General features: G+C 34.1%; 27 protein-coding genes and 2 riboswitches. Of the genes, 18 read left to right on the top strand and 9 right to left on the bottom strand.

Annotated elements, in window-relative coordinates:
* A partial coding sequence (locus AC1D0Y_RS25365; RefSeq protein ID WP_477708112.1) for a hypothetical protein occupies positions 1-207 on the bottom strand: 207 nt, incomplete at its 3' end.
* A 126-nt stretch (positions 208-333) separates the two neighbouring features.
* On the opposite strand from AC1D0Y_RS25365, the gene AC1D0Y_RS25360 reads away from it, so the two are divergent.
* The 3 genes from AC1D0Y_RS25360 to crcB (AC1D0Y_RS25350) all read left to right on the top strand — a co-directional run bounded on the left by AC1D0Y_RS25360 (position 334) and on the right by crcB (AC1D0Y_RS25350) (position 1,696).
* Positions 334-747: a hypothetical protein gene (locus AC1D0Y_RS25360; RefSeq protein WP_477708111.1), complete on the top strand. Its 414-nt coding sequence runs from the start codon at positions 334-336 to the stop codon at positions 745-747.
* Between the two features lie 81 nt (positions 748-828).
* Positions 829-888, top strand: a riboswitch (Fluoride riboswitch).
* 50 nt (positions 889-938) lie between these two features.
* Positions 939-1,346, top strand: a complete 408-nt coding sequence (gene crcB / locus AC1D0Y_RS25355) for a fluoride efflux transporter CrcB (RefSeq protein WP_477708110.1) — start codon at positions 939-941, stop codon at positions 1,344-1,346.
* Positions 1,343-1,696, top strand: a complete 354-nt coding sequence (gene crcB, locus AC1D0Y_RS25350) for a fluoride efflux transporter CrcB (RefSeq protein ID WP_477708109.1) — start codon at positions 1,343-1,345, stop codon at positions 1,694-1,696. The genes crcB (AC1D0Y_RS25355) and crcB (AC1D0Y_RS25350) overlap by 4 nt, the downstream gene beginning before the upstream one ends.
* A gap of 326 nt (positions 1,697-2,022) precedes the next feature.
* Here the strand turns inward: crcB (AC1D0Y_RS25350) and AC1D0Y_RS25345 are convergent, their stop codons facing one another.
* Positions 2,023-2,400 carry a hypothetical protein gene (locus AC1D0Y_RS25345; RefSeq protein WP_477708108.1) on the bottom strand — a complete coding sequence of 126 codons (378 nt, stop codon included), beginning with the start codon at positions 2,398-2,400 and terminating at the stop codon, positions 2,023-2,025.
* A gap of 70 nt (positions 2,401-2,470) precedes the next feature.
* A riboswitch (Fluoride riboswitch) is annotated at positions 2,471-2,530 on the bottom strand.
* A gap of 605 nt (positions 2,531-3,135) precedes the next feature.
* Here AC1D0Y_RS25345 and AC1D0Y_RS25340 point away from each other — a divergent pair.
* The 6 genes from AC1D0Y_RS25340 to AC1D0Y_RS25315 all read left to right on the top strand — a co-directional run bounded on the left by AC1D0Y_RS25340 (position 3,136) and on the right by AC1D0Y_RS25315 (position 8,652).
* Entirely contained in the window at positions 3,136-3,924 is a 789-nt protein-coding gene (locus tag AC1D0Y_RS25340; protein WP_477708107.1) for a hypothetical protein, read from the top strand.
* 18 nt (positions 3,925-3,942) lie between these two features.
* A complete protein-coding gene (locus AC1D0Y_RS25335; protein WP_477708106.1) occupies positions 3,943-5,118 on the top strand; it encodes an AAA family ATPase in 1,176 nt (391 codons plus the stop codon).
* 63 nt (positions 5,119-5,181) lie between these two features.
* Positions 5,182-5,952, top strand: a complete 771-nt coding sequence (locus AC1D0Y_RS25330; protein WP_477708105.1) for a hypothetical protein — start codon at positions 5,182-5,184, stop codon at positions 5,950-5,952.
* 48 nt (positions 5,953-6,000) lie between these two features.
* Positions 6,001-6,291: a hypothetical protein gene (locus tag AC1D0Y_RS25325; protein WP_477708104.1), complete on the top strand. Its 291-nt coding sequence runs from the start codon at positions 6,001-6,003 to the stop codon at positions 6,289-6,291.
* Positions 6,292-6,792: 501 nt separating this feature from the next.
* Complete coding sequence (locus AC1D0Y_RS25320) at positions 6,793-7,461, top strand: hypothetical protein (protein ID WP_477708103.1); 669 nt, start codon at positions 6,793-6,795, stop codon at positions 7,459-7,461.
* Positions 7,462-8,352: 891 nt separating this feature from the next.
* Positions 8,353-8,652 (top strand): hypothetical protein, encoded by a 300-nt coding sequence (locus AC1D0Y_RS25315; RefSeq protein ID WP_477708102.1) that lies wholly within the window; start codon positions 8,353-8,355, stop codon positions 8,650-8,652.
* 140 nt (positions 8,653-8,792) lie between these two features.
* Here AC1D0Y_RS25315 and AC1D0Y_RS25310 read toward each other — a convergent pair whose 3' ends face one another.
* From AC1D0Y_RS25310 to AC1D0Y_RS25300, 3 genes are all read right to left on the bottom strand, one after another.
* The gene (locus AC1D0Y_RS25310) at positions 8,793-8,939 is read right to left on the bottom strand and encodes a hypothetical protein (RefSeq protein ID WP_477708101.1); all 147 of its coding nucleotides are present in this window, start codon (positions 8,937-8,939) and stop codon (positions 8,793-8,795) included.
* Positions 8,940-9,455: 516 nt separating this feature from the next.
* Positions 9,456-9,599, bottom strand: coding sequence for a helix-turn-helix domain-containing protein (locus AC1D0Y_RS25305; RefSeq protein ID WP_477708100.1), 144 nt, complete (start codon positions 9,597-9,599; stop codon positions 9,456-9,458).
* Between the two features lie 627 nt (positions 9,600-10,226).
* Positions 10,227-11,639, bottom strand: coding sequence for an ABC transporter permease (locus tag AC1D0Y_RS25300; protein ID WP_477708099.1), 1,413 nt, complete (start codon positions 11,637-11,639; stop codon positions 10,227-10,229).
* 217 nt (positions 11,640-11,856) lie between these two features.
* Between AC1D0Y_RS25300 and AC1D0Y_RS25295 the strand changes: the two genes are divergently transcribed.
* Both AC1D0Y_RS25295 and AC1D0Y_RS25290 read left to right on the top strand, forming a co-directional pair.
* Positions 11,857-12,084: a hypothetical protein gene (locus AC1D0Y_RS25295; RefSeq protein ID WP_477708098.1), complete on the top strand. Its 228-nt coding sequence runs from the start codon at positions 11,857-11,859 to the stop codon at positions 12,082-12,084.
* 62 nt (positions 12,085-12,146) lie between these two features.
* A complete protein-coding gene (locus AC1D0Y_RS25290) occupies positions 12,147-12,545 on the top strand; it encodes a hypothetical protein (RefSeq protein WP_477708097.1) in 399 nt (132 codons plus the stop codon).
* Positions 12,546-12,692: 147 nt separating this feature from the next.
* Here AC1D0Y_RS25290 and AC1D0Y_RS25285 read toward each other — a convergent pair whose 3' ends face one another.
* Positions 12,693-12,824: an IS3 family transposase gene (locus AC1D0Y_RS25285; protein WP_477708114.1), complete on the bottom strand. Its 132-nt coding sequence runs from the start codon at positions 12,822-12,824 to the stop codon at positions 12,693-12,695.
* An 83-nt stretch (positions 12,825-12,907) separates the two neighbouring features.
* Positions 12,908-13,138: a helix-turn-helix domain-containing protein gene (locus AC1D0Y_RS25280; protein WP_025753619.1), complete on the bottom strand. Its 231-nt coding sequence runs from the start codon at positions 13,136-13,138 to the stop codon at positions 12,908-12,910.
* Positions 13,139-13,509: 371 nt separating this feature from the next.
* On the opposite strand from AC1D0Y_RS25280, the gene AC1D0Y_RS25275 reads away from it, so the two are divergent.
* Entirely contained in the window at positions 13,510-13,995 is a 486-nt protein-coding gene (locus tag AC1D0Y_RS25275; protein ID WP_477708096.1) for a hypothetical protein, read from the top strand.
* Positions 13,982-14,146 carry a hypothetical protein gene (locus AC1D0Y_RS25270; RefSeq protein ID WP_170960175.1) on the top strand — a complete coding sequence of 55 codons (165 nt, stop codon included), beginning with the start codon at positions 13,982-13,984 and terminating at the stop codon, positions 14,144-14,146. The genes AC1D0Y_RS25275 and AC1D0Y_RS25270 overlap by 14 nt, the downstream gene beginning before the upstream one ends.
* A 272-nt stretch (positions 14,147-14,418) precedes the next feature.
* On the opposite strand, the gene AC1D0Y_RS25265 is transcribed toward AC1D0Y_RS25270, so the two are convergent.
* Positions 14,419-15,273 (bottom strand): MerR family transcriptional regulator, encoded by an 855-nt coding sequence (locus AC1D0Y_RS25265; RefSeq protein WP_274582783.1) that lies wholly within the window; start codon positions 15,271-15,273, stop codon positions 14,419-14,421.
* Between the two features lie 1,294 nt (positions 15,274-16,567).
* Positions 16,568-16,753: a hypothetical protein gene (locus tag AC1D0Y_RS25260; protein WP_025753616.1), complete on the bottom strand. Its 186-nt coding sequence runs from the start codon at positions 16,751-16,753 to the stop codon at positions 16,568-16,570.
* Between the two features lie 759 nt (positions 16,754-17,512).
* Between AC1D0Y_RS25260 and AC1D0Y_RS25255 the strand changes: the two genes are divergently transcribed.
* From AC1D0Y_RS25255 to AC1D0Y_RS25235, 5 genes are all read left to right on the top strand, one after another.
* The gene (locus AC1D0Y_RS25255; RefSeq protein ID WP_477708095.1) at positions 17,513-19,489 is read left to right on the top strand and encodes a primase C-terminal domain-containing protein; all 1,977 of its coding nucleotides are present in this window, start codon (positions 17,513-17,515) and stop codon (positions 19,487-19,489) included.
* 723 nt (positions 19,490-20,212) lie between these two features.
* Positions 20,213-23,278: a TraM recognition domain-containing protein gene (locus AC1D0Y_RS25250; RefSeq protein WP_477708094.1), complete on the top strand. Its 3,066-nt coding sequence runs from the start codon at positions 20,213-20,215 to the stop codon at positions 23,276-23,278.
* 109 nt (positions 23,279-23,387) lie between these two features.
* Positions 23,388-24,233 carry a replication-relaxation family protein gene (locus tag AC1D0Y_RS25245; protein WP_477708093.1) on the top strand — a complete coding sequence of 282 codons (846 nt, stop codon included), beginning with the start codon at positions 23,388-23,390 and terminating at the stop codon, positions 24,231-24,233.
* Between the two features lie 14 nt (positions 24,234-24,247).
* A complete protein-coding gene (locus AC1D0Y_RS25240) occupies positions 24,248-24,469 on the top strand; it encodes a hypothetical protein (protein ID WP_477708092.1) in 222 nt (73 codons plus the stop codon).
* Positions 24,470-24,471: 2 nt separating this feature from the next.
* Positions 24,472-25,608 (top strand): conjugal transfer protein, encoded by a 1,137-nt coding sequence (locus AC1D0Y_RS25235; RefSeq protein WP_477708091.1) that lies wholly within the window; start codon positions 24,472-24,474, stop codon positions 25,606-25,608.
* The last annotated feature ends 2 nt before the right edge of the window (positions 25,609-25,610 follow it).

Below are 25,610 nucleotides of genomic sequence, written 5' to 3'. Positions count from 1 at the left end.
CATGCAACCGACAAACTCGTTACCAAGAATGCCGTTTTGGATGGAGATCATCTCTACGTCTAGATGAGTAGCGTTAGCTACACTGTAAGAAAGCGACTTCTTGTCGCACCATAATGTCTCTTTCCGGAAGACATATAAAAAAGGAGCCCTTGCGGCAGTAGGACTCAGCCATCTCCATTTTTTATAGCTTATGCAGCTTTTATTCATATGCTAGTCCCTATAGAAATAGTCTTTATTGATGAAGAGTATAGTAGAAGAAGGTAGATTTTATTGATTTATTTCTTATTTGAGTGGGAATAATACATTTAACACTTTCTATAGGAGAGATAAGCTATGATCGGTGCACTTTACTTGTTTTTATCAATTGTTCTTTTGTTTTTATTTTTATCTTACGTTAAAAGGGCATCTTTTGATATCGCTGAACCTAATAAGGATTATATCCTACCTGGAACTTTTAAGGCTGGTAAAGAAGCCTTAATTTTAAAAACGTACAAGGGTGTATATGATTATACGATTCATTTAAGAGAAGGCAAGGTCAGGCTCAATCATGGACGTTTTAATCCTGACGGAGCCAGTTGGCTATCTGACCCTGGTCGTCAACCCAGACAGTATGAGATGAAGACACCAGGCATCTATACATTTAAAATCAAAGTCGAAGAATCGTTTGAACAAATAGACAAGCTTGAACTAATAAATGCTTCAACAAAAGATCAAGCAGTTTTTTCCTACACTTTTAAACCGATATAAGAGTATTTCTTCCCCTAGTCTCCTTACATAATTAACTCTTGATAGTTTATTTAAATTATGTAGAATGGTTATAGGATAAAAAATATAAACGGCGATGGAGTTCGCCAAAACTGCCGTTGTGCTAATGACTCCTACCCATTTATTGGGTAGGAGTCTATTTTTTTGTCTATATTAAGAAAGAGGTGACAGAAATGAATTATTTGTTAGTTGGAATAGGAGGAGTCATAGGTAGTTTGCTACGGTATTACCTAGGAGTTTTCACCCATTCATGGTGGGATTATGATTTTCCGTTAGGTACATTAATTATTAACCTGATTGGATGCTTTGCTCTAGGGTGGCTTACAACCTACATTATAAAATTGAAATTATTACATCCTCATATTTTAGCTGGAATTGGTACGGGATTAATAGGGTCTTTTACAACGTTTTCAACTTTTAGTGTAGAAACCGTTACATTAATTCAACATCGATTATGGTCTATGGCCTTCCTTTATGTCGTTCTTAGTTTATTTGGAGGTTTGCTGATGTCTTGGCTAGGTTATCAAGTGGGAAAACGTGCAGCCAGCAAGTTTCAGGAGAAAGGAGAACAAGCATCATGACCTTTTTATTAATTGCGATAGGTGGATTTATGGGGGCTATTGCACGTTATGTGTTAAGTACGTGGATGAATAAAAAGTCTTCTAAAGGCTTCCCTATAGGTACATTATTTATAAATTTGGTTGGTTCTTTCCTATTAGGTTGGATTGTAGGTCAAGGTATTACATCTGATTTATATTCTTTTCTAGGTATTGGATTTATGGGGGCATTTACAACATTCTCTACACTTAAGTTAGAAAATGTTCAGCTTCGTGAAAATAAAAAATACTCTATTCTTTATCCTTATTTAGCATACAGTTATATAGGGGGGATTTTATTGGCGTTTGCTGGTATCTTATTAGGTTCCTTGTAGAACAAGTATCAAAAGGTAAGGGTGAATTTATTAATACTTTCTTTATATCAAAACTTGGTTAACAGGGGCGACGGCTGTAGGCAAGACTAATGCTATCTTACAATTTTTTTGCTGTTTTTTTATCAATTTCCACAGTAGCTACTGTCTATACTTCAAAAATTTTAGAGCAGGTAAGCTAAAAGAAATGTTACACAATTCATCTTCTTAGCTAGAGATGTCTGTTATTTCTATAGAAGTAATATTTCTTTTTTTCTAACAGTGAAAAAGAAAAGCCCGATGGACGCAAAAACCTCTACCATAGTAAATGGCAGAGGTTTTTACTTTTTTTAATGCGGCGTAATAATTAGTATGCCTGAACTCATTAAAGCACCTATTTTTATGTAATAATTTTGTCCAGACGGTGCATGGAGTATTGTTTTAAAAGTAGTGTTGCTCTCATTTGAAGGGTTAATAATAATCTCATCATACACTTTTTCTGATAAAATTCCTTTCTTGATAAGCTGCAATCGAATAGCATTTTTAGTAGGACGAGGGCCTTGTAAAAGGATACTTTTTTCCATGTGTTTAATTTTTGGTGAATAAGCAACTGGAACATCAACAGACGTTCTCCATTTATACGTTGTTGATGCTAGTGTAGTTATGGCCGGCGAAAAGAAAAATAGAATTGTCAAAGCAATTACAAGTACTACTGATAAAAATTTCATGCTTTCATCCTCAATTCTTTATATATTTTTTAATAAAAAAACTCCTACTAGTAAAAAGATACATAACCTTTTACTAGTAGGAGTCATTAGCCCAAGGGCGATTATGGCGAACTCCATCGCCTATAATAAGAACATATAGCTCTTAAAAGTTAGTACTATTATTTGTATCTTTTAAATTTTTTATACTTCTAATCCTCTTTTGATCTTTCTACAGTAACAAAGAGTTTAAGCACTTTAGTAATATCCTTTCCCTCAAGAGCTTACTAAAAATTAATGTGATAAAAAAGTTCATAAAAGTGTACGTTTACGGACTTTTATTTTGGATATAACATCCTTCATTTTTATCGTTCGCTTTAGTTTCAAATCATATTACGAACGTTTTGTGAAATCCATACACTTTTGCGAACATTTATGGTTTAATTTTCGCACTGAATTTAGAAAAACTCAAACATGGAAACGGAACCTATGTTCGTTTATAATAAAAAAGGGAGTGGATATTTTTAATTTTAGAACAGATTATTGTAGTCTACTATTCTAAAATTAAATTTATTAAAATTGTTTATTGAGTTTAGCTGGATTGCTAATATTTCAGGTGTATTTATGTAAATTGTATATGTTCATTTTAGAAGTTATAGAAAAATTTTTTCTAAGGTAGAATTATCGATTAGATATTATTTAATAAGTAAACGTACAACACAAAAGGAAATTTACTTATAAAAAGGAGACAGTTATTAGATGGCTAGAAGAAAAAAAGAAAATTATTTCTTTTGTTTATATTATATAAATTTCAACAAAGTGTTTGAAATAGCAATGCTATTGGATAACAAAGTCGCTACAGCAGAAGAAAAGCAAAAAGATAATACCCATAGTGTTAAGTTAGCTACCAAGGTAAAGACTATGCTAGCAATTGTTTTTGATAGTAGTGCAGAAGCCTCTTATAATTACTCACATGGCTCACATTTAAAAACAACAGTAGAGATAAAAATGACAAACTCAGTGGTTTTGAAAGAATTAATTAATAAAATAAAAGTTACTGATACAAACATATCTAATGCTCAACAAGGACAGTTGATAAAAATTGATGATGTAAATTTAAGTTTAGTTAATGAAGAAGAAACAAGGCAAATTAAAATGATTAAACAGGGAGTATTAGATAAGTTTGTGCATGAAGATATATCAATAGGAGAATTGGTAAAACCTATGCTAAGCGACTACTCTTACCAGCTTACAGGAAAAAAAGAAAATGAAAACTATTTGATTAAAATTCCTGCTAATGCTGAAAATGAATTTGAAAATAATTATACAATTGACGATTTATTATTAGGAAAGGTTTCATTAATTGGAGTCTATAAAGGTTTGAAAAGTTCCGATGATTTAAAGAATACATTTACTTACCTTAGTAAAGATAGTAATAATAATCAAGAAACAGAAATTATGGATAGTAATACGGGAAAACAAATGCAGGAAAATGAAAGTTACCACTATATAGATATATTAGCTATAACCCAAGATATTCATATGTAAAGAGAGAAGGAGTCTATATTGCTTTACAAAGTAAATTATTATAAGCAAACTGATTATGCACAGTACGTTGAAGAGAGAAGAAAGAGGAATATAAAAATCTTAACTTTTCCATTTTTAGATGTTCATCAAAATAGTATAGCAGATATATTAACAGATATAAGAATAGAGTTTGATTTAACAAGCGCTGTAAAAATGTTAAATCAAAATGAAACAATCACCTATTTCTTGGAGAAGATGTTATGTCTTTTAGATTTAATAGAAGATAAAAGTATTACTTTTATAGTGTGTGAAAAATATCTGGAATCTTTATTAAACACCTCTCCATATTTTTCAAGAGGTATTAAGTTGGAAATAGAAACTCAGCCTACTAAAAATGATAGAGCAGAAGTTCAAGAAGAAACCAATAAAATGATGATAGTTGATAAAAAAGACTTTGAGGAATTAAAAAGGGTTTTAAACAATCAATTAATAGGACATGAAGCATTTAAACAAAGTATGATTAAAGAGCTGGAGGTATATAAATATTTTAATAAAAAAATCAAAGATCAACCCATTTTTTCTCTATTTTTATTAGGCCCTTCAGGTACCGGAAAGACTGAAATAGGAAGAACATTACATAGATATTTAGATGATAACTCCCCTATAGCAAAAATTAACCTTGCTAATTATAAGAGTGAAAGTTCTCTTTCTAGCTTAATTGGAAGTCCTCCAGGATATATTGGGAGTCAAGAAGATAGCGATTTGGTTAAAAAAATAAAAATAAGTAACGTTGGTGTACTAATAATTGATGAGTTTGAAAAAGCCGATGGAGCCATACATAATTTTTTCTTGCAATTATTAGAAGAGGGACGATTTGATGATGCTTTGGGAAACATTCACGATTTAGATGGCTATATAATTGTTTTTACTTCTAATTTTAGTAAAGAGGACTTTTTTAAAGAGGTACCTTCGGAACTTAGGTCAAGGTTTAGTTTGGTTTTTGAATGTTCATATTTAAATGCAGAGGATCGAAAGGAATATGTGAAGAAAGTAATAAAAGATTATAAAGAAAAAACTGAAGATGAACTTTCACTAGAAGATCTAGAAAAAATTATTCAAACAATTAATTATTCCGAGGAAAATAACCTAAGAAATTTAAAGAAATTGGTGAGAAAAGAATTTTATAAATATATAAGTAGTAAAGTCCTTAAATAATAAAAAAGCTTCCTCTAGTATGAAAAACAACAAAACAAAGAGCTGAAGGAACTAAGAACTTTTTTGAATACATATAACGAAGATGCAAATAAAATAGGGCTTGATATATCAATGAGTGATTTTGAAGATAATTTAAAGTCAATGGAATCAGAATTAAAATCTTTACTATCTCCGTTATCGTTAAAAGAGCGTGCTAATCTATCTGGAAAGGTCCAATTATTAGAAAGGAAAGTACCTCAAGTAAAAGAGTTTATCAATCATTTTGTAGGAAACCTAGAGAGCTTAGATATTAATGCTAAAAATGTCCACTCATGGAGTGAATCAGAAATTAAGACCTTTTTAGAAAAAATTTCTGAAGAACAAGTAAAAACTTTAAAATCCTTAGAGGAAAGAGAAGAACTGACATTTAAGGCTTTATCATCCTTAGATCAAGCTAAAGATGAATTTAAATTATTAACATATCAAAAAAATCTGGAAAAACAAAAAAAGCATTTAAAAGTATTAAATGAAAATAAACATAGAATAGAAGAAGATTGTGCAGCATTACAAGAGGCTCTATCGCAGGTAAAAACATCGATGGACTCACTAAATAATAAAATGATTGAAGAATTATTTGATACTGTTCAAAAGATTTTCACTCATATTAACTCCCATCCCTTGTACAATAAACTAAAGTTTTCTAAAGAACATCGTAATAAAGCTTATCGTTTGTTAATACATGTGTTAACTGGAGAAAGTGAAGCAGAAATTCCAGCTAATGCTTCTTATATATTTAGTTCTGCCCAAGTAAATTCTATAGCTCTTTCTTTCTTTATAGCTATGGCTCTTCACTAAAAATGGTCACCACTCCAACTTATTGGGATGGATGACCCAATACAAAGTATGGACGAAGTCAATATATTAGCTTTTATCGATTTGTTACGTTTATTTATTGAAAAATATAATAAGCAAATTATTATTTCTACTCACAATTATACCTTTTATAACATGATGCTAAAAAAACTTCGTTTTCAAAACATTGCTGTAATTGAATATGAAGGTTATAGTGAAAAAGGTCCGTCCATAAGGGAGCAAGAAGATGAAAATCACTATTCCCAACTCGTACAACATTATCCGCAGTTAAGAATTGAAGAACTAACTAGCGAGGTATACAAATTAGATCACAAATTGTAATTTTCTTGAATGATATATGTCAAATAAGACTCAAATAAAAAAAGAGCAAACTCCTTGTTAGGGAGTTTGCTCTTTTTTTATTTCTCTATACAATGCCGCCCAAGATACAACGGTAGCTTCCTTTCCTGGATTTTCCGCAGACTCATTCGTTTATTATGATACAAAGGCAACGGCTTGTCTAAGTTTTCTTTCATTAGACTTATGTATTCTGGTTTATTCATCAATTATTTGAAATAACTGCATAAGAATAAAGACCGGTAGGAAAATATGTCCCTCTTTCAAGTAAATCCAATCTTTATACTAGAAACTAAAAAATGTAAAGTATCTATGCTCTTACTTATCGGATTTTTTATAAGTAAAAATTGTATGAAAAGGAATAATAAACGAAAAAAATATCATTTTTTTGTATTTTTATAGTAAAATATACATATTGATAGTTTAGTGTTTTAGAACTATCAAAGTTAGTCGTAACTAAAAAACTGAAGAAGGTTGTGATAGTGAATGGCTGAATTTGTGAGGGCAATTAATAAACAGGATACCGTCGTAACTATAAGCGATACATCACGTATCCAGGGTGGAAATGTAGGAGATACTGTAAGTATTGATACAGTTATTAGCTTAAATAGCCCAGAACCTCAAGAAATTACCTTGGTTCTTCCTAGTATATCAGGAGATTCGCAAAAAGCTTATTTGAGAACATTACAAGAGGTGGAAAACCGTCAAGAATTTCAATCTCCTGTTGATCTAGAACAGCTTGATGCTATGACTGAAGAACAACGCAAAGAAATTGAAGGCTTGATTGCTGCCAATAAAGAACAATGGGAACTTATTAAAGAAAAAACTAATCAAGTATCCTTAAATACAGTTAACTTGGAAGCTGGTAGTCAGGAACTTAAATTTTTCTTACAAAAAGAAATTAACCCAAGAGATGGTATTTATGAACTTTCATTTATTGCACCACAAAGTAATTTCAGTGTTAATCAGAGTCCATTCACTATGTCAGTAATTATTATTCTTCCTAGAGATGCAAAATTAATTAGCCAAGAGGTTGTAAGCCCAAATGGTTTACCTTCAGCTGAATTAAGATATAGTGACACCCAAGTTAATCGTCATATTTTACAGTACTGGATGCAATATGATCCAATTTTCACAATCCGATATCAATACTAATTGTGAAAAGAGCGAGCCTTATAAGTGGTTTGCTCTTTTTTCGATAAGTCATGTAATTATTCAAAATAATATATTAAAAGTGTATTAGATATTATCTATATAAATCGGAATATTTTTATTAGATTGTTTAAATGAGAAGAGATTCTAACTTTAGTTTCTATGAGGATATTGCGCACGGTACACGCCTATTAAAATAAATACATTTTTTATAATACATGGAGGTAAGATATATTTATTATCTTTCTTGGGTAGTAATCGGATTAATCATTTATTTCACTTATTCACGTAAAAAAAAGCATACTTCGAAAATCTGAATAGCTATACAATTTGAAGATCCTATACCACATACCTATTTTCTTTATCTGATGGATGAAATCGTAAGGAAAATCGTCTAAATTATATCACTGAAAATATAGTTTATTACTAATTAGGCTTAGGGTGAAAGAAAGCAAAGAAGAAATGTTTTAACTTAAAATAACTAATATTCATAAGAGCTCTCCTGGATGATATCAAGGAGACTTTTTTATTTCAAGACACTCAATAATTTCTAGAGAGATTGCTAATTGAAAAAGTAAATTTTATAAGAATCCTCAGGTGTTATAAGAATCATCACCTACTGCAGTATCGTTTCTTTTTTATTTTTTGAGTAGACAAGTAAGCTTACTGCAGTAGCTACTTAGTATCTAAAGAATTACGACTTCATTACTTAATCAGTATCTATTTCAGTAGCGATACCGCGTTAATACAAGCTGTATACGCCTAGAGAAGCCTTTTATGAAATCTGTAAGGGAGCTGAGCCGAAAAGGCGAAGGGGGCGACCGGATGCCTTGAGCTTAAATAATCCGTAGATGAAAGGCGAAAAAAATAAAAAGAATGAAAGTAGGTACCAACATGAGAAAAACACAATGGTTTATCTTTCGAACCTTCTTTCATAAACCTTCTTTAACATCCTCACTGAAACCTCGTCCTGTTAACGTTTATTCGTTTGTTCCTTTCAGTCCATACGCAATGCTTGACCCCACTATCCTTGCCATAGGAGGCATTGTCTTAGCAGTAGCATTCATCGAATGGTTATTAGATCGATGGGGTATAATAGACGTTGCCAATCACTTTGAAAAAGTGATGCGGTTTATCTTGCCTATCACCTTTTATGGAGCCTTATTTTACTTCTTTGCGACATTTATGTTTTAAGGGGAATTTCTATGTTTGAAAAACTAAAATTACAGGTTTTTTTATGTAAAAAAGGACTCCTAATGTGATTGAATAAGGAGCCCTTTCTTTTATTGATAGCAACTGAAATTATCGTCGAACCTTAATTTTAATGTTTAGAATTAAGAGTGTTGACCGTGAAGTCCCCAATGAGGTGCTTCGTAATCTGTGTGATTTCCATGCTGATCATAATGACCTGGTATGCCTACCCAATGGAATCCTTCAGGTGGATGGATTTGAGGTGGCATTCCTTGTGGTTGTTCTAACACCTCACCTTGACGATAGTAGCCAATGTGAGCAGGCTCGAATTGTCCTAAGTGAACGTGGTCACCATGGACTACAACTTCATAATGATCAGGAATATCAACATGTTCTCAGTGTTCGCTACCACCATGATTGTGCTCTTCTGGCATTTAACTTCACTCCTTTGTAATTTGATTTCATAGGTATTATTGAACAAACTCTTTTTCTTAATTCTAGGTTTAAAAAGGTAAATCACTAATCCCTTTCAATGGGTGGGACATCCTTTGGTTTTTCGCCTATCTCATGAAAAATAAACGCCAAATTGATGATTTGTTTGAATTAAGGAATGAAATGCCACTAACAGTATTAATTGATCTTAGGTTTAAATAAATTTATAAGCACAAACTAAAAAAGCAGCCAAAATAATATATTTTGGCTGCTTTTTAGCAAGTTGAACAACAAGATAATTTGATTCTAACATTATATTTATCTTTTGTATATTTTCACGATGTAACGCACATAAAAAGTGAAATGATAGTGAATTATTCTTCAATCTCAAATAAATCTTCTACTGATATTTCCAGAGCTTTAGCGATTTTAAATAGATGCCAATCAATATGCTGATTATTTCGATCGAATCGTGAAATACTTGATTGGAGAACCCCTGACATTTCAGATAATTTCATTTGTATCAGCCCTCTTTCTTTCATTTTTAAATTCTAAATGTGTAGTAAAACCCAAAAAGGAGCTGGTTTTATGAAAGTGAAAACAACAGAGCCTGGGTATCTTGCAAAACAAAAATCAAAAGGGAAAACTTATTTATTTATAAAAAAACCTATCGTGAAGGAAAAAAAGTAAGAAGTAAATCACTATATAGTTTCGGATCCATGTCAGAAGCTCTTGAACGTCTTTATTGGATTCGCGATCATCCAGAACGTTTCCCGAAAAAATTGGAGGAAAAGGGTTTTACGCTGGCTCATTTATATAAGTGGATTTTAGCTATTGAAATAAGACAAAAAGAGAATGGGTCCCCTTTTGATGTGTTTAATTAAGCGATTAAAAAATTTTTAGCTTTTCTATACTAGGGGTCACGTCACCGAAAGTTAAAAATTGTAAATTTAGACACATTTCAGCCGGTTATCTGTATGTTAAGGAACCAGCTATTGTTATTCAATTGCTTTTTGACCTGTATTTAGCAATTGAATAATGCTCCTATTATGGAAGTGTTTTTTTAATGTAAAAAAGCTGCAAATACGTAAAAATGAATAAAAAATTGCATAATGAATATTTACTATCAACTTCAAGCAATAATATTATTTTTTATTTTTGTCTAATGACTTCAATGCGTTTCGGTACTCATTATCATTCATTTCCTGTTTCTCTTTATTACTGCCTTTAGCTAAATTAGACACTGCTTGACGAAACATTCCATCTTTTTCTCCTATATGGTGACTTTCCCTTTGCTCGTGAGTATGTGGTTCATGAGGAATTTCATTTCCCACTTCTACTTCAATTTTCTTTCCGCTTTCATTAACAACTGCTTCTTTATATTTTTTAGTAAGATTAATGAATACAATAAGAATCGCTAATGTCAAAACAAAATAGATGGAGAGTGCCAATAAGGCTGGTCCAAGTCCTGCCCCCAATCTTCCGTCATAATAAAGTAATGCTCTTATTCCGTCCACAATATATCTTGTAGGTAGAATATAACTGAACAGTCGATGGACGGTAGGTAATGTTGATAGAGGAAATGCTCCGCCACTAGAAAATATCCCCATAAAATTCACCGGGAACATTACTAACATTCCCCATCCACCTAAAAATACTGCTATCGTTTTAAATAACAAAAACATGGTCGTACAACTAAAGAAAGTAAACAGGAATATCGTCCAAATGTTTGAAGCATGTGCACTCCCAAAAATTCCAAATATCCCTAGTTGAATAAAAATTGAAACACAGAAAGTTAAAATGATACCAAAAATTATTTCTGATGTAAGGACTTCAGATTCACTTAATGCAGATCCCCTTTTCTTCAAAATACCATTACTTCGCAAAAGATATCCATGTATCATATTTGCCCCCAACATTCCCGTAATAGATGATATAAGGGCCATGACAAACGGTGTCATTCCTTTATTAAGATTAACCGGCAGCCTCAGTACATTTTTTGAAACAACCTGTACGGGATTGTCTAATAATGAAGCATTCTCTGGTGCTACTCTCATTCCTTTTTGCAGTAATTCGTGTTTTAGTTGACTACTAATTCCTTTAGAAGCAGTTGAAGCGACTGTCTGAAGGGTATTACTCGCAATCATGGATGCAGTTTGCCCAATCCCTTCGTTCAATAAAATTTCCAAATCAGCAGGTTTACTATTTGTAAGACCGGAAATAAGCGTATCATGAACTCGACCAAGATTTTTTGAATAGTCTGAAGGGATAATTAATGCGCCATATGCCTTGTTATTTCTTATATCAGTGAATGCTTGTTTCCTACTTTTATCAACTTCCCATTTAAAGGAGTTTCCATTTTGCTTTTCGATAAGATTTAATAATATGGCATCGCCAACTTTTCCTTTATCTTCATTTACAACAATTAGAGGAACATCAGACATGTTTTGGTTTGCACCTTTAAATATAGGCAGATATACAAATACCATGACTAACATTAATAATGATATTAACCAAATTGGAAACCATGAGGAGCTTAATTTAAACAATTGATTCACGATTCAATTCCCCTAACAATGGATATTTTTGTCCATTTTATTATACCCAGTTTGGTATCGATTATTAGGCTATCAAAAAGACATCTTTCATAGTTACAGGAACGATCCTGAGAGGCGGAAAGGCGACCTAGGGAGTAAACTGGCGTGTAGAGCAATGAATGTAAATATGAGATAATTTTGAATACAAGGGAAAATCACAAGATGGGAGATTAAAAGGATGAGCCTTCGAAAAACGGAAATTAAATTCAAAAAAATAGTCTGTGTCTTTGATGGGCAGGAAGAGGGATTGAGTATTAAAAAAGAAGAAGAATATTACGGGTTTGAGACTGCTGACGCGAGGGGTTACAACGTTTTTTCGGATATGAAAGTAGATAAGGATGTTTTATCTAATTGGATAGGGTCGTACCCAAAGGCTTATTTTGAAGTAGTTGATGATAAAATATAGGTTGTTACGTTGGAAAAAAGTATGTGAAGTAATAATTAATAAATGTAAGGCAGCAGTAGAAAATGTCATTCCACACGTTTGTAGAACACGTTAGAAATCCATACTTTCGCGGTGAGGTTAATACTACAACTGATTTCGCTAAAATGCTAGATGAATGTTCAGTTGAGGATTTAGTTAATAGAGCGCAGCAACATGTAACAAATTTATTGGTAGCTCAAAGAGAATTGTTTTCGATCAAGATGTATGCCGCAATTGAGGAATACTTACATAATGACATTTTCTTGTTGCTTGGTCTGGTTGCTGATGCCTTGCACAACATGCCTCAGCAGTTGACAAATTCAAATAAAGAAGAATTAAAAGTTGAGTTGCTACGATTTTATCAACTAAAGGAATTAATTCTAAATTATATAAGCGAGTTTGCGGAAAATAAGAACGTTAAAATTGTATTTGAAGGACTATAAAACCAAAGCACCTGATTAAAAGTTAGGTGTTTTATGTATGTTGAAGTTGGTATGTCAACACTAAACTAGACAGTTTTTTTGGTTTCTCATTTTGGATTCAATCGGACTCATATAATCAAGCTTGTCATGAATTAGTACGTAATTAAACTAATGGACATAGTCCCGTAGCTCCTTTGTTAATCCTTCTAAGTTAGTAAAATGTCGTCCTTTCACAAATCTCGTTTTGATACTTTTAAAAGTCGCTCCAGCGACGGCATTGTCATATGGACAGCCTTTCATGCTTAATGATCGGCCAATCATAAACTATAAGATACCTAAAGAAAGTAAAAAAGATTCATCAAAAAAACAGAATGAATAATATTTTACATATCCCAAAAATCACTATAATCTACTATTGGATCATGCTTTTTGAGAAATTTAATAATCTTTTTAGCGTTTTTAAGGCTAGGCTCGTACCCCTTTGGGTCGCATAAACGACTAATCGTACTTTTGCTAACTCCACTTTCTTCAGCTATTTCCTGTTGAGTAATCGAATTTTTATCAAGATATTTACCAAATCGTGATCGCTTCTTTCCTAAACCTAACCAGTTCATATAAAACACCTTCCGTTATGTAATTAGTATTCATTATGTCCAACCCTCCTACTTTTAAAACATTTTCCAATCCATAGGAATAGTGGACAAGCCATAGTACATATCATTTAGTAAGACGTCAGCAAAAGACGTCCCTAAAAACAGCATGAATGGAGCGAATACACATGACTAAAGAATTGGCTATCTCTTTATTAAACTCAAAACGTGTCTATCTGACGTTAGAAGGAAAACAAACATTAGAGTTCATAATAAAAGAAAAGAAGGCTTAGAAAGGAAAATGAGAAGTTGGAAAACCATATTCAAAACTGCTGCATGGATGTTAGTGGAGTTATTCCCTTTAGAGGTTATTCTATATAAGGAGGTGTGTTTCAATGTACAGACCCACTGTCCGTTACGATGATATCTATCGTACATATGTAGATGGTTTATTTAAAGCCACCAAGTTAGATCGAAATCAGATTCTTCGCTGTGCTTTATTTGCAGCTGCCTATAATCATCAATTTTTAACCTTGATGAAACACTATAAAAAAGATGACGTCCCTCTTCCCTCCCCTCCATGGAGCCATTCCTCACACCAATTATGGTTGGAGCAAGAAGCAAATAGAGAAGAGAATGGAGGAAGTCAGCTTGATTACATTGAACGAAAAAGAGCGTCTTCAAACATTACTGAGATATCTGGAGCATCAAGAGTTAGCCGATCAATACCAGGAACAGCTTTTTCATCGAAACCCCAACATTCTTCCAACCATGAGACGTCACAGCAAAATAGACGTCAGCAACCGATTGAGAGACGAGCAAGGACGCTTCCTGCCGTCCAATTATCAAACAATGGAGGAATCCGAATTGACTTTCGATAAGGAGCAAGATATGCAGCGTAAATTAAAAGTAAAACCAATTGCTGACTCTTACAATAGCTATGTAATTGAAGAGAAAGAAAAACGAGATTGGAGTGGGAACATTTATTTAGGGTGTGTAGCAGCGATCCTGGCCATTGCATTTTTCACCTGACGTCTTTTAGAATAATGTCGATATTTTTGTCATAATCATATAGCATGAATACAGTTAAGACCGCCTTATACACTAATACATAATGGGCGGTCTTTGTTAAGGAGATTCCTATTTTACAAAAAAATTTGATGAAAAGGGTTCTGATGCAAATGCGTCAGGACACTTGCAAGTAATCTCTAAAACTTGGACATAATGATGTTAGTACTCTAAAAGGAGAACGTCATCAGTGTGGAAAAACAATATCTATTCAAGTGGAAGCATTATCAGCCTTTTTATTTGCCAAATAGTCTCGAAATAAAGCCCTTCTTTTCATTTGTAACAGCTATATGTTCTTTAATTGTCTTCAATTCTTTTAATACTTCTTTCAACTGTTCTTCTCTCTCACTTAATTCTTTTTGAAGTTCTTTTTCACGAGCCTCATTTTGCGTCTGTTGGTTTATATAAGAGTTTTTTAGTTCAGAAATTATTTTTTCATTATTCTCTGTAGAAGATTTATCTTGCACTTGTAAAGTTTGAATTTGATTGAATGTTTCCTTCATGGTAGTTTCTTGACGTTCCAAGTATTGAGACATTACATTCTTTACCCGTTCCTCTATCCGTTCCTCTTGTAAGAGTAAGTGTCTTGTTAAAAAATTCTCTATCTGTTCCTCGATTTTTTCACTTAGTCGTTCCTCTATCCGTTCTCCTAGACTGGCTATTATATTATTCTCTACGTTACCAAGCTCATGTCGCAGTTCATGTATTACATCTCTTAGTATAAGATCGTGTACTTCTTTTTGTGCTTTATCACGATCATTGTCCCGTAGATAAGAAGATAATTCTTTAGTATCTCTGTCTACAGGAGCATAATCGTTTGAAATAATTTGTGCTACTTGAGATTTCGTAACATTTGGTTGACTTAAAAGGGATTGGAATTTACGTAATGCAATTACATCGTGTTCTGTAAAGGCACGATTATCACGATTTTTTCCATCTTTTACTTTTAGGAATTTATATCCGTTTTTCTCTAGTTCTAAGCACCATTTCCTTAGATAGCTATCACTAATTCCTAAGGATTCTGCGACTTCCCTTGTCCAATATGCTTTTGGTATCTTGTCACTAATCCCGTTCCACTGTTCTTCATTCATAAATAGGGTCCCTCCTTTTTAAATGAAAATATCACTCTTGTGAATCAAAGTTTAATATTTTTTAACCATTCTCTAATGAATAACATTTTAATCATTGACAAGTATTCAAATTTTAAATAATGAAGAACGGTTCCCGTTCTACCGTTCCATTTATTAAATGTAAAATAAAATAGAAGAGAAAAAAGCGTTCTTGATGAACTAATCTTAACTCTAATAAAGAGCTTTATTTTATAGCTTAAATTATAAATCAAACTTTCTATCATAACTTCCTTTTTGACAAATTATTTTACGTTTCTTCTAAATGGAGAAAATATTTAAAGGAATACTGGTACTAAGAAGTACTATTTTCAACATGAATATACTACCTAGAAGATGGGATTGTAAAGAGCTTTAAGATTAAATTAATTAACTAACAAATATTCTTATATCTTTTTATTGTTACATCTATGGCATTCTTATGAAATGATAATCTTCTTTCTATTTATAATGAGTAGTCATTCTTATTTCATAAATAATTAATTTGAGTGTTTTTGAAGCGTTCTATAATGCTAATGGAATTAATTATTTAGATAGCAAAAAATAACGATTTAAAATAGGAACGGTTCCCGTTCTGATAATTCACGTGCTAAATCTTATGTAACACTAATAAGAAAAAAGCGTTCTTATCTAAGAAATCCAACTTCTAAATCGAAGTTTAGATAAATTAAAACTTAATTTGGAACAGATAGCGCTCTTAAAGTTAGTATAGTTTCAGGGTGGATGTTTTTAGTGTTCTTAGGGCGTTCTATGATAATAATGAAATTGATAAAAAAAGGAGGGGAAATAATAAAAACACTGATTTTAACAGTGGAACGATCCCCGTTCTACTGTTCCTCGTTACGAATATGATTTAGTACATATAAGAAAAACACGTTCTTATTTAAATGAAATCCAACTCATCATATAGAATTGAAAAGAAATTTACTTTTATACGGAACGATTCCCGTTCCACTGTTCTTATATAGTTGGAACGTGTAAAAGAATACAATAATAATGCGTTCCAGGAAAGTGAATAGAGCTGAATATAACTATGTCAGTTCAACTTAAGATCAACTATACATTTCTACAAAGACAATTGTTTTGAGATCGATTGTTTTTAGTTGGATTTAAGTTCAACTAAGATAATCAATCTTTATTATCTATAATGTTTTAATGAGGTAATTTCCAAATAAAAAAACAGATTAGATAATCTGTTTTTAAATAATTTTTAGATTCTAAGTATTTCATTGTATATCTTACAAAGAATAATTCTTGATTAATCACGAAATCGATATATGGAAGTTCCTTTTTTTGAATTAATTACATACTCATGAAGAATATGTCTTATAAGTCCAGCTCTTGTGGTACCACTATTATTCAAAAAAGCGATTACATCAGCATCTTTTTCTTTATCCAAGAAGAGCTCAATTCTTTCTTTTTTATTTTTGTCAAAGCTAGGCATTATTATTCCTCCATTGGTAGAAACAGCATTAAACAAATAGAATTTAATATTAATTTAGTTGTTGATCTTGTTATTTATAGTTTAAAATATAATAAATATATTTCTTTTACCGGTATTTTACTGTTCTTGCCTTCTGGAGTCAATATTAGAGGTAGTTTCCATCTAGAATATTAAATTTTTTATGGTAAAATATTCAATGTTACTGTTGACAGAATAGACTATATACCGGTAAAATACCGGTATATAGTAACCGATTTTGATATTATCGTTTTATGAAAAGAAAAGCAGGTGGACGAAATATCTAAAAAGAGGTATATTGAAAGAAACAAAAAACAATAGAAAAGATTACTAGTTTTTAAGAATACTTAATTATAAAAAATATTAGATAACGTTCAAAAAAAAAGAACGTGCTGGAAACACGTTCTTTTTTAAAAAATCAAGCCCCGCCCCGACCAAAGTTTGTGGCTTGAAAGTAAATGCCCAAAAAGACATTTGTTTATACTGTTATACACACATAATAACAGTATTAAACTTTTTTGACAAGGTTTTTTATACGATATTATTGTAATAATTTCTGCCAAAATAATAGAAATGTAGACAAATTGTTTATGCATTTCTTTTGTTTTCTATCGTATAAACCTTTGAAGTAATTAAACTTTTGGCATTCTTTCAAGAATACAAGGCTGTTTGCAGGCATGGAGCTTGCGAACGGCCTTTTTTGTTTCTTTTAAACAATAATTCTTGAAAGGAGGAAGACCAATGAATTTAGCTGGTATTGCTGTAAATATATATAGGGATCAATTAACTAATAAAAAAAAGAAACAATCAGAGAAGCAACAGACCGGTTACAATAACCGTTTAGGGTGGGTTTTTGTATCAAAAGACTTTACGAAAGAGACAACAAAGGCTGTTCGTACATATGGTTCCTTATTTAATGTCAGCAAAGACTATACATACTTTACGCCAAATACGTTTTATCGGAATGATCTACGTCGTGTAAGTACGCTACGTTGGATTAATGCGATGTCGATTGATATTGATGCAAAAAATGGAGAGAACGAAGGGATGACTCTTCCAGATGTACAAGAGTCCATTACACAAGCAGGGCTTCCAATGCCTTCTTTAGTAGTTCAGACCCCATCTAAAGGGTTTCATGTTCACTGGTTTTTAGAACAGTCAAAACGAGCTTCAGATAAGCTAAATGCACATTATAGCCGTATTCAAACATGTATTGCTGAGATGTTAAAAGGGGACGTAAATGCAATTGGTCCAGAGCGACTATTCCGTTTACCAACAGATGAGAATACGGTCTTCCATTCACAAGAGCGCGTATCGTTTGATAACTTATGTGAATGGTTCCAACTTGTTCAGGAACAAGATCAACAAGACGTACATACATACAAAAAAGGATTCTGCAAAGGCTATGAATCTCTTGTAAAACATCCTGCCGTTCAAAAAATCCTAGAAGGTGTAAATAAAGGCCAACGTGATACGGCTTGCTACACACTTGCTCTGGCTTATAAGGCAGCTGGATACGACGAGAAAACGGCAGAACAATACTTACATAACTGGAATCAAAAAAACACGCCTCAAATGCGTCAAATTGAGGTGAAACGCAAAGTTAAAAGTGCTTATAATGGCCGTTTCCATGCTCCATCTGCGAAAAAAATTCGCGAGTTATCTGGCATGTTGTTTAGCTATGTCATTTGGGAAGAAGCAAAACCACGTGAAGAACGTACATACAGTCATATGGAAGAGTGGGAAGGGGATGTCTTAGCATTTATCCGTTCTCAAGGAGGACAAGTATCTGGTTCACAGCGCGATATTGCGGACCAAATCACGTCTAGTGTTGATGCTGAAAAGAAAATTCCTTATGCAACGTTCAAAAAAGTGATTGCTAGATTGGAAGAGCGAGAAATCCTTTCGAAAAAGGTCTCTGGTAAAGGAAGAGGGGCTTCGACAGAGTTAACTATCATTGATGAAGTAAAAGCTCGTAGAACGCAATCTGAAGCGTCAAAAAACGAAGGGCAGACTCCTTCTAAAATTAATGGGTTCAATTCAAATACAATTAAAGATACGGTGGTGGGTGGGACGGCTCTACCTCTCTCTACAGGTTCTAGCCTAGTTCTTCCTAAAGAAACCTCAACACCTGTTATTGTACCTACTTCTTCTACTCTTTCTAAGCCTGCTCCTATCCCTGGGAATGTGCCTATTGCGTTCATTAGTGCTCTTTACAATCGTGGTTTTGTAGATGGGCGTTTTATCTTCCGTGCATGGGGTAAGATTCAACTCGCCTTCAAGGCGTTTGGTATTACCTATCATTCTATTGCAGCTACTGACGACTATCTACGCTTAGCCGTGGATGCTGTCGCGGTAACTGTTGAGAAAAAAGGTTCTATAATTGCAGGAGACTTCCAGGGCGACGAATGTTTCTTAAAGTATCTTTTCGGCACGATGAAAGGTTTATTTACGAATTATCGTTCTGATCAGCTTACACAGTTTGTTGAAGAAATTGAGGGTTTAGGTGACATTACATTATCACATGTGGGCATGGAATTAGAGGACGAATTGAAGGCTTCTAGGGTAGTAGATCGAGAGTTAGTGGAGGTTAAATTAGCTGAAATTGAACGTGAGCAATCTGCACGTCAAAGACGCAAACACTATCAAAGTCATTCTGCTTTTGATCTAAATGCTAGTTTGAATCAGTTCATACTTTTCATGAAAAGGGATGATTAATTTCTGTAAAAAAAGAATCAAGAAAAGATCTAAAATCTCTTCTTGATTCCACTCACGAAGTTAACTATTCCCCTTACAGAATAGTCAAAAATAGTGTATACAAAGAACGAAACAAAGGCAATGGTTATCTTGATGTGATTAAAATTCTATTAAAGATTTGGATGAGACATTAAAGAGCAGAGTAGTATATACATTATCGAATATATAATAATAGGTTTAATTATACATAATTAATAGGTTTATAGTAATGTTAATACGAAGTTGATATAAGGATTTTCTAAAAAATGTGACCTTAAAGGTCTATGTAGTAAAACTTCTACTAGGTATTAGGTCAGTTTCACTGGAAATCCCTTGAAGCTCTAAGGTGTGGGGCATATAATGGAATTAGGTAATAAATAACCTGAATTTTTCAAGGTACTTTCCTAGAGGTAACATTGATTACGTTAGTAATCATGTACCGATAGGAGAAGCTCTCTATTACTCCTGTTTTTTTGTTTGTATCGTTTATTCGTATCGGCGGGGGGCGCATCAAGTGTCCCATCAACATGGCCTTACACATGCTGACACCCATACGACCCTATACAAACAAACTCAACATCGTTCTTCCTTACAACACAGAACCCAACTTCAAAACAGCTTAGAACCCAACACCCAAAGAACCTCGCTCTTCGAAAATTTCATAGCTCTTTTCCTTCCTCTCTCTCAACAAGGAGGGGAAACCACTTGCAAGAAAAACCGTCAAAAAAACAAGCAACGATCTTTGACGATATTCTCGACCAACTGATCGAAAATCCACGACAGGGAATAGCCGTTGTACTTCTTGGTTTGGCTGGCATGGGTGTGTGGAAAAAAGAATGGCTTTTGTCTCTTTTACCATACAGTCCAGAAACGATTCAGCATTGGCTGACCATTTGCATTCATATCATTCAACTTCTAGCTGCATTGCTGCTTCTATTTCTGTTGATTCGATGGATATGTGCCATCTTTCGGATTCAACGACATTTTGATTATGTTCAACTATTGCCACACACGAATGATGGTGTTTCAAAAGAAATGCTTAGTCAGTTAATGCGAAGGATTCACGGCACAAAACGAAGATGGATTGAACGTCTCTTCCTTGGACGTGAGCGCTTTTCGTTTGTTATTCATTACACCATTGATGATGAAGCAGGGGCTCAATATCGTTTTTATATTGGAGCTGAAAAGAATCAATTAGAAGCGATTAAGTCTAACTTTCATAGTGTCTATCCGAATTTAACGTTTTTCCCTGCGGATAACTTAGAGTTTCCAAATAAAAAAGCAGTTGGAGGACGACTGAAATTAAAAAGCAATAACTTGAAAAAGTCATTGCCACTCTCACGCTATAAGTCAGATCAGTTGCCAGGCATCATTTCACATATGAAAGCTGATACGTGGTTGCAAGTCGGATTTACGCCTAACTATGGATGGAAGCTTCGAAAAGCCATTCAGAAGCTGGAAGAGGACTTGAAAGGGGATAAACCTTTTAAAGATCATTCAGCCTTTGATAAGGAAGAGTTAGCGAGCTTAAAGCATCGTTATTCTGGAAATGAGGTTGCTTTTGATTGTACCGTGTCGATAGCTTCCGAATACTATCCGGGTGTACCGGTTGTCAAAAGTATGGCAAACGCCATTCACTCCGTTTTAAACAATGTGAATGAACTGAAATATAAGAAATGGAAAAAGGCCGTGCAATGGTATCCGACAGGGACGCCTTACAACATGATCTGGACGGGAAGCGAACTTGCAAACCTTCTTCATTTACCGCACTTTGATGAACGAAACTTAATGCAGAAGCTCGCGAAAGAGATACCACATTCGAAACGTGGGGAGGAATTACTTCCAGATCATGTTCTAAGTCATGAAGAAGGTTCCGTGGATTTTGGTGTGCAGCATCATCAATTTGTTAAAAATCGTACCGTAAGAATTTTAATGAGTGTCTTGCAAAAACACTGGTCTTTACTTGGTGTGACGGGTTCAGGGAAATCAACGTTATTAAATAATGTGTTAATGAGTTATGTTCAGTCATTTATCAAACACGGAAACGAAGGCAAAACGTCTCCTGGCTTCTCATTTGTTGACCCAGCAAGAAACACAGCCATGATTTTATTAAATCAAATGTTGAAAGCTGAGCATGACGGGGCAGAGATTAATTGGAATAAGGTGCATTGGATCTCTTTTAAAGATACGGATTATCCACCAGCTTTAAATTTATTGCATCGTTTTCCAAATGAATCTCCTGAACGAGTGACACAAATCATTATGCGGATCATCAGTGAAAACTTCCAAGTGGCCAAACAAACCGAACGTCTTTTAGTGAATTGTATCAAAACGCTTGTATTGGACACAGGAGAGCGTCACACGATTTTAGGTGTAAAACCATTAATAAATGATTTTTCATTCCGACAGCGCATTCTGAATCGTTTAGAAGATGATCCAGAAGCTTATGACGTGTTAGATTTTTGGCGGAATGAAGCCGAAGACTTAATTGATGCTAGTCGTATTGCTTTATTTAATCGCTTAGATACGTTTACCTCGAATCCATTGTTACGTAGAATGTTCGGTCAAAAAGAGTTTACGCTTCCTATCCTTCAATGGATGGATGAAGGCCACATTATCTTTTATGACTTTAGTGGATTAAGTGAAGAAGAAGCTGGATTGATTGGTGGATTTCTTACGTACTTGTATTACCGTGTTGCGGATACAAGAGGAGGAACACCTCTTATGCATCAATTTGTTTTTGATGAAGCCGCACGATTAGAGAAAATGACGATACTGCCTCGCATTATTGCAGAACAACGTCAAAAAGGGTTATCGTTAGGGATTGGAACACAATCCATGCACCAATTAGATCAAGAGCTGAAAAATGCGTTGAAAGAAGTGCAAGGTAACTTCTTTGTGTGCCGACAAGGGCCAGAAGGGGCGGCGGCAGCCAGTAAGATGTTTAGTGTTCCTGGTTCGAAAAGAGATCAACCTCTTTTTTCAGAGTCCTATTTTACAAGCTTGCCGGATTTAGTCACCGTCATTCGTACACAAGACCAAATCAATGGTTCGAACGAAATCGTTCAATGTGTGGTGAAATTACCGCCACTAGATCGTTATATGCCGAATGGACAAAAAGCTACGTTTAAAAATGAAGTGGAAGAAGCAAAGGCCAATGCCTGGACAACACAAAAAGTAAAAGAATTAGCATCCAAAAACGGGTATCACAAATCAGAAGTTGATTTAATGGTTCGTGCCTATTTACAAGGTGAAGAATACGTGCCTAAAAAGCAGCCGACAAAGGAAAAGAAAAAGCCGAGGGCTCCCTTACAAGCTCAACCGGAAACACCTATTTCCTTGCAAAAGAAACAGCCTATAGATGCTAAAAATGTAGCTTCTGAGAAAGTAGTTGAAACTGGTCCGGATATTACAAAAGAGACAGAAGTAGAAGTGAAGCCAGAACCAATCCAGCCAGCTATTACACTTTCAAGGAAAAAACGCGTAGAGGAAACAGCACCCATGAAATCAGAAAAGCCTACACAAAAACAGCCGTTTAAACCGATGGTTAAGCTTTCATGGGAGAAGCCTGTAAAGGCAGAAGAAAAAGCGATGGAGGAAACGGCTGCTTCTGTTGAACCTGTTTCAGATGACAAAGAACAGGTTCAAGAAATAGAGACTAAATCTATTGAACCTGCTGTCACTTTAAAGAAAAAAACAGAAGAGTTCCCACAAGAACCGCAACCTATTGTATCATTACGAAAGAAAAAACCTTCAGAAAAGAATGAATAGAGACGGAAGGAAAAGAGGAAAAGTAAACGTTTTAGGTGAAAAAGGGAAGACTTTTTACACACTCACGAAAATAACGTTCCTCTTATAGACAAGGGAGAGGCGAAACTGAATGAAAAAATATATCACGCTGAATGAACAGGATACAGATCTATTGATCAAACTACATGACTTTATTTACATTGACTCTCATTTCATTGTTGAGCATATTTTAACGAATTACGCAGATCGTAAATATGCGATGAATCGTTTGCGCCTGCTAGAAGAGTCTAAGCATATTAAGAGTTTTACCGTTCCAATGCGGGGGTATGAAAAGCCGGGTAATTTATATACGCTGGATGCTTTTGGTGTTGAAATCGTAGAAGAGTTGCAGGGCTTTTCAAAATGGCAAAAGAAATGGACAACGGATGTGCCCGCCTGGTACCAGCACCAATTGATGTTAAATCGTTTGGTTTTATCGTATACCAAACAAGCAGAAGAACTAGGGCTTGCGGTTAAAGAATGGATTCCAGAAGCAAGAGGAACATTCCAATATGGAAAGAGCAAATCAGAAGTCATCAAACCAGACGGCGTACTCGTTGTGGGCGAGGCAGATAGCGACCAAAATATTGGCTTGTTCGTTGAATTAGAACGTAGTGTGGCTAAACGTCAAAATACGATTCAGAAAATCATTCGTTACAATGACTTTTTGAAACGAGGAAAAGAAACGCTCGAAAAATACGATATGCATGTTGGATTTGAAGAACCTATTTTAGATTGGCGGGTCTTATTTATTGCAGGGAATGAAACCAATACCAAAAAAACTATGCGTGACCTCTTGAGTATTCCAGCTCAAGAACGAACACACATTAAAGTTCCTGTTTTAGCAGCTAATCTTGAAGAAACAAAAAAAGATGCATTTGGGGACATTTATCATTATGTATTTAGTAACTCGTCAGATGTAAAAAAAGGATTGTAAGGAGGGGATAGCTAGTGGTTCGCAATTTATTTAAAACCCTTCTTTATATCGCTGGAATTTGTCTCGTAGGAAGTTTTATCCTACGGACATTCCCAGAAGCGAACGTACTTTGGGAAACCGGAAAAGATCAATTTTCGGTTTTCTATAACCAAAGCGTTGCAAGTTATGGGGTTACAGGAACAATTATTCTTATAGCAGTTGTAGTCTTCTTGTTCTTTGGTAAAAAGGAGGAATGACAATGAGAAAATGGCAGAAAAAAAAGAAGCCTACTCCTAACGAATCGTCAGAGGGGATAAAGGAGAAGGTGAAAGACAAGGTCAGTACTTCCAAAAAATATATGCCGAATCTCTTGAAGAAAGATGAAAAACAAAAAGAGAAAGATCAAGTCATTATCAAACGAGCGAGTATGAAACGCTCAACGGCTACAACCATTGGAAGAGTGATCATGATTGGAAGTATCGTGATTGTGGCTTTAGGCGTCTTTAGTGCTTTTCGACATAACCTCGTTCTTAGTGACTTAGAAGATCAAGTGTCAGCTCAACAACAAGATCAAAGTTCTAAAAATAATCAAAATACTCAAAATATTAAGTCTATTGAATACTTTACTACTCAATTTATGCGTCATTACACAAGCATCGATCCAGGGGAGGACAAACAAAAGGAACGTGAAGAAGCTTTACAGAGCTTTCTAGCAACCGGTCTAGATAAAGATGCTGGAATTGATTATGCCAATATCCCTGGTAGTCAGCGTTATGACAGTAGTGACGTGGTTTCGATTAAGCAAAAAGATGACCATATTTCAGACGTATCTATCAAGGTCAATGTGACCTCAACTAAAGAAGTGGAAAAGAAATCAAAAGACAAAGATGGAAAAGAAAAAGTCGAGAAAAAGAATGAAGAGAAACAAGCGACTCTCTATTATTTGGTACGCGTCTATGAAGATAAAAACGGTTATAGCATCATTGATCTACCGCAACCCTACATGCCAAAATCAAATCAACGTGTAACTGTTTCAGAGAATGAAGAAAACAAGAATGCAGATGCGGTTGTCAATAATGAGGTTCAGAGTTTTTTAGAATCCTTCTTTAAAACGTATACAGCAAAAGATCGAAGCGATGAAACAAAATTCTTTTTTAAAGATTCTAGTAAAGCGCAGTCTTTAAATGGATTAATGAATTATAAATCCATGAACAATGCATCTGTTTATGAAAAGAAATCGGCTAAAGATCAGTATATTGTCAGATGTTCAGTCAAATTAGAACAGCCTGTCACGGGCATTCAAAGCAATCACAGCTACGAATTTTCTATACAACGTGACGGTCAGGATAAATTCGAAATTCTAACCATGAAACCTGTTTCTTACGAAATTAAATAAAC

The sequence above is a fragment of the Priestia sp. P1_B12_1 genome (assembly GCF_056406695.1).
Note: the sequence above shows the minus strand (reverse complement) of the source record. Positions and strands in the feature narration are given on the sequence as shown.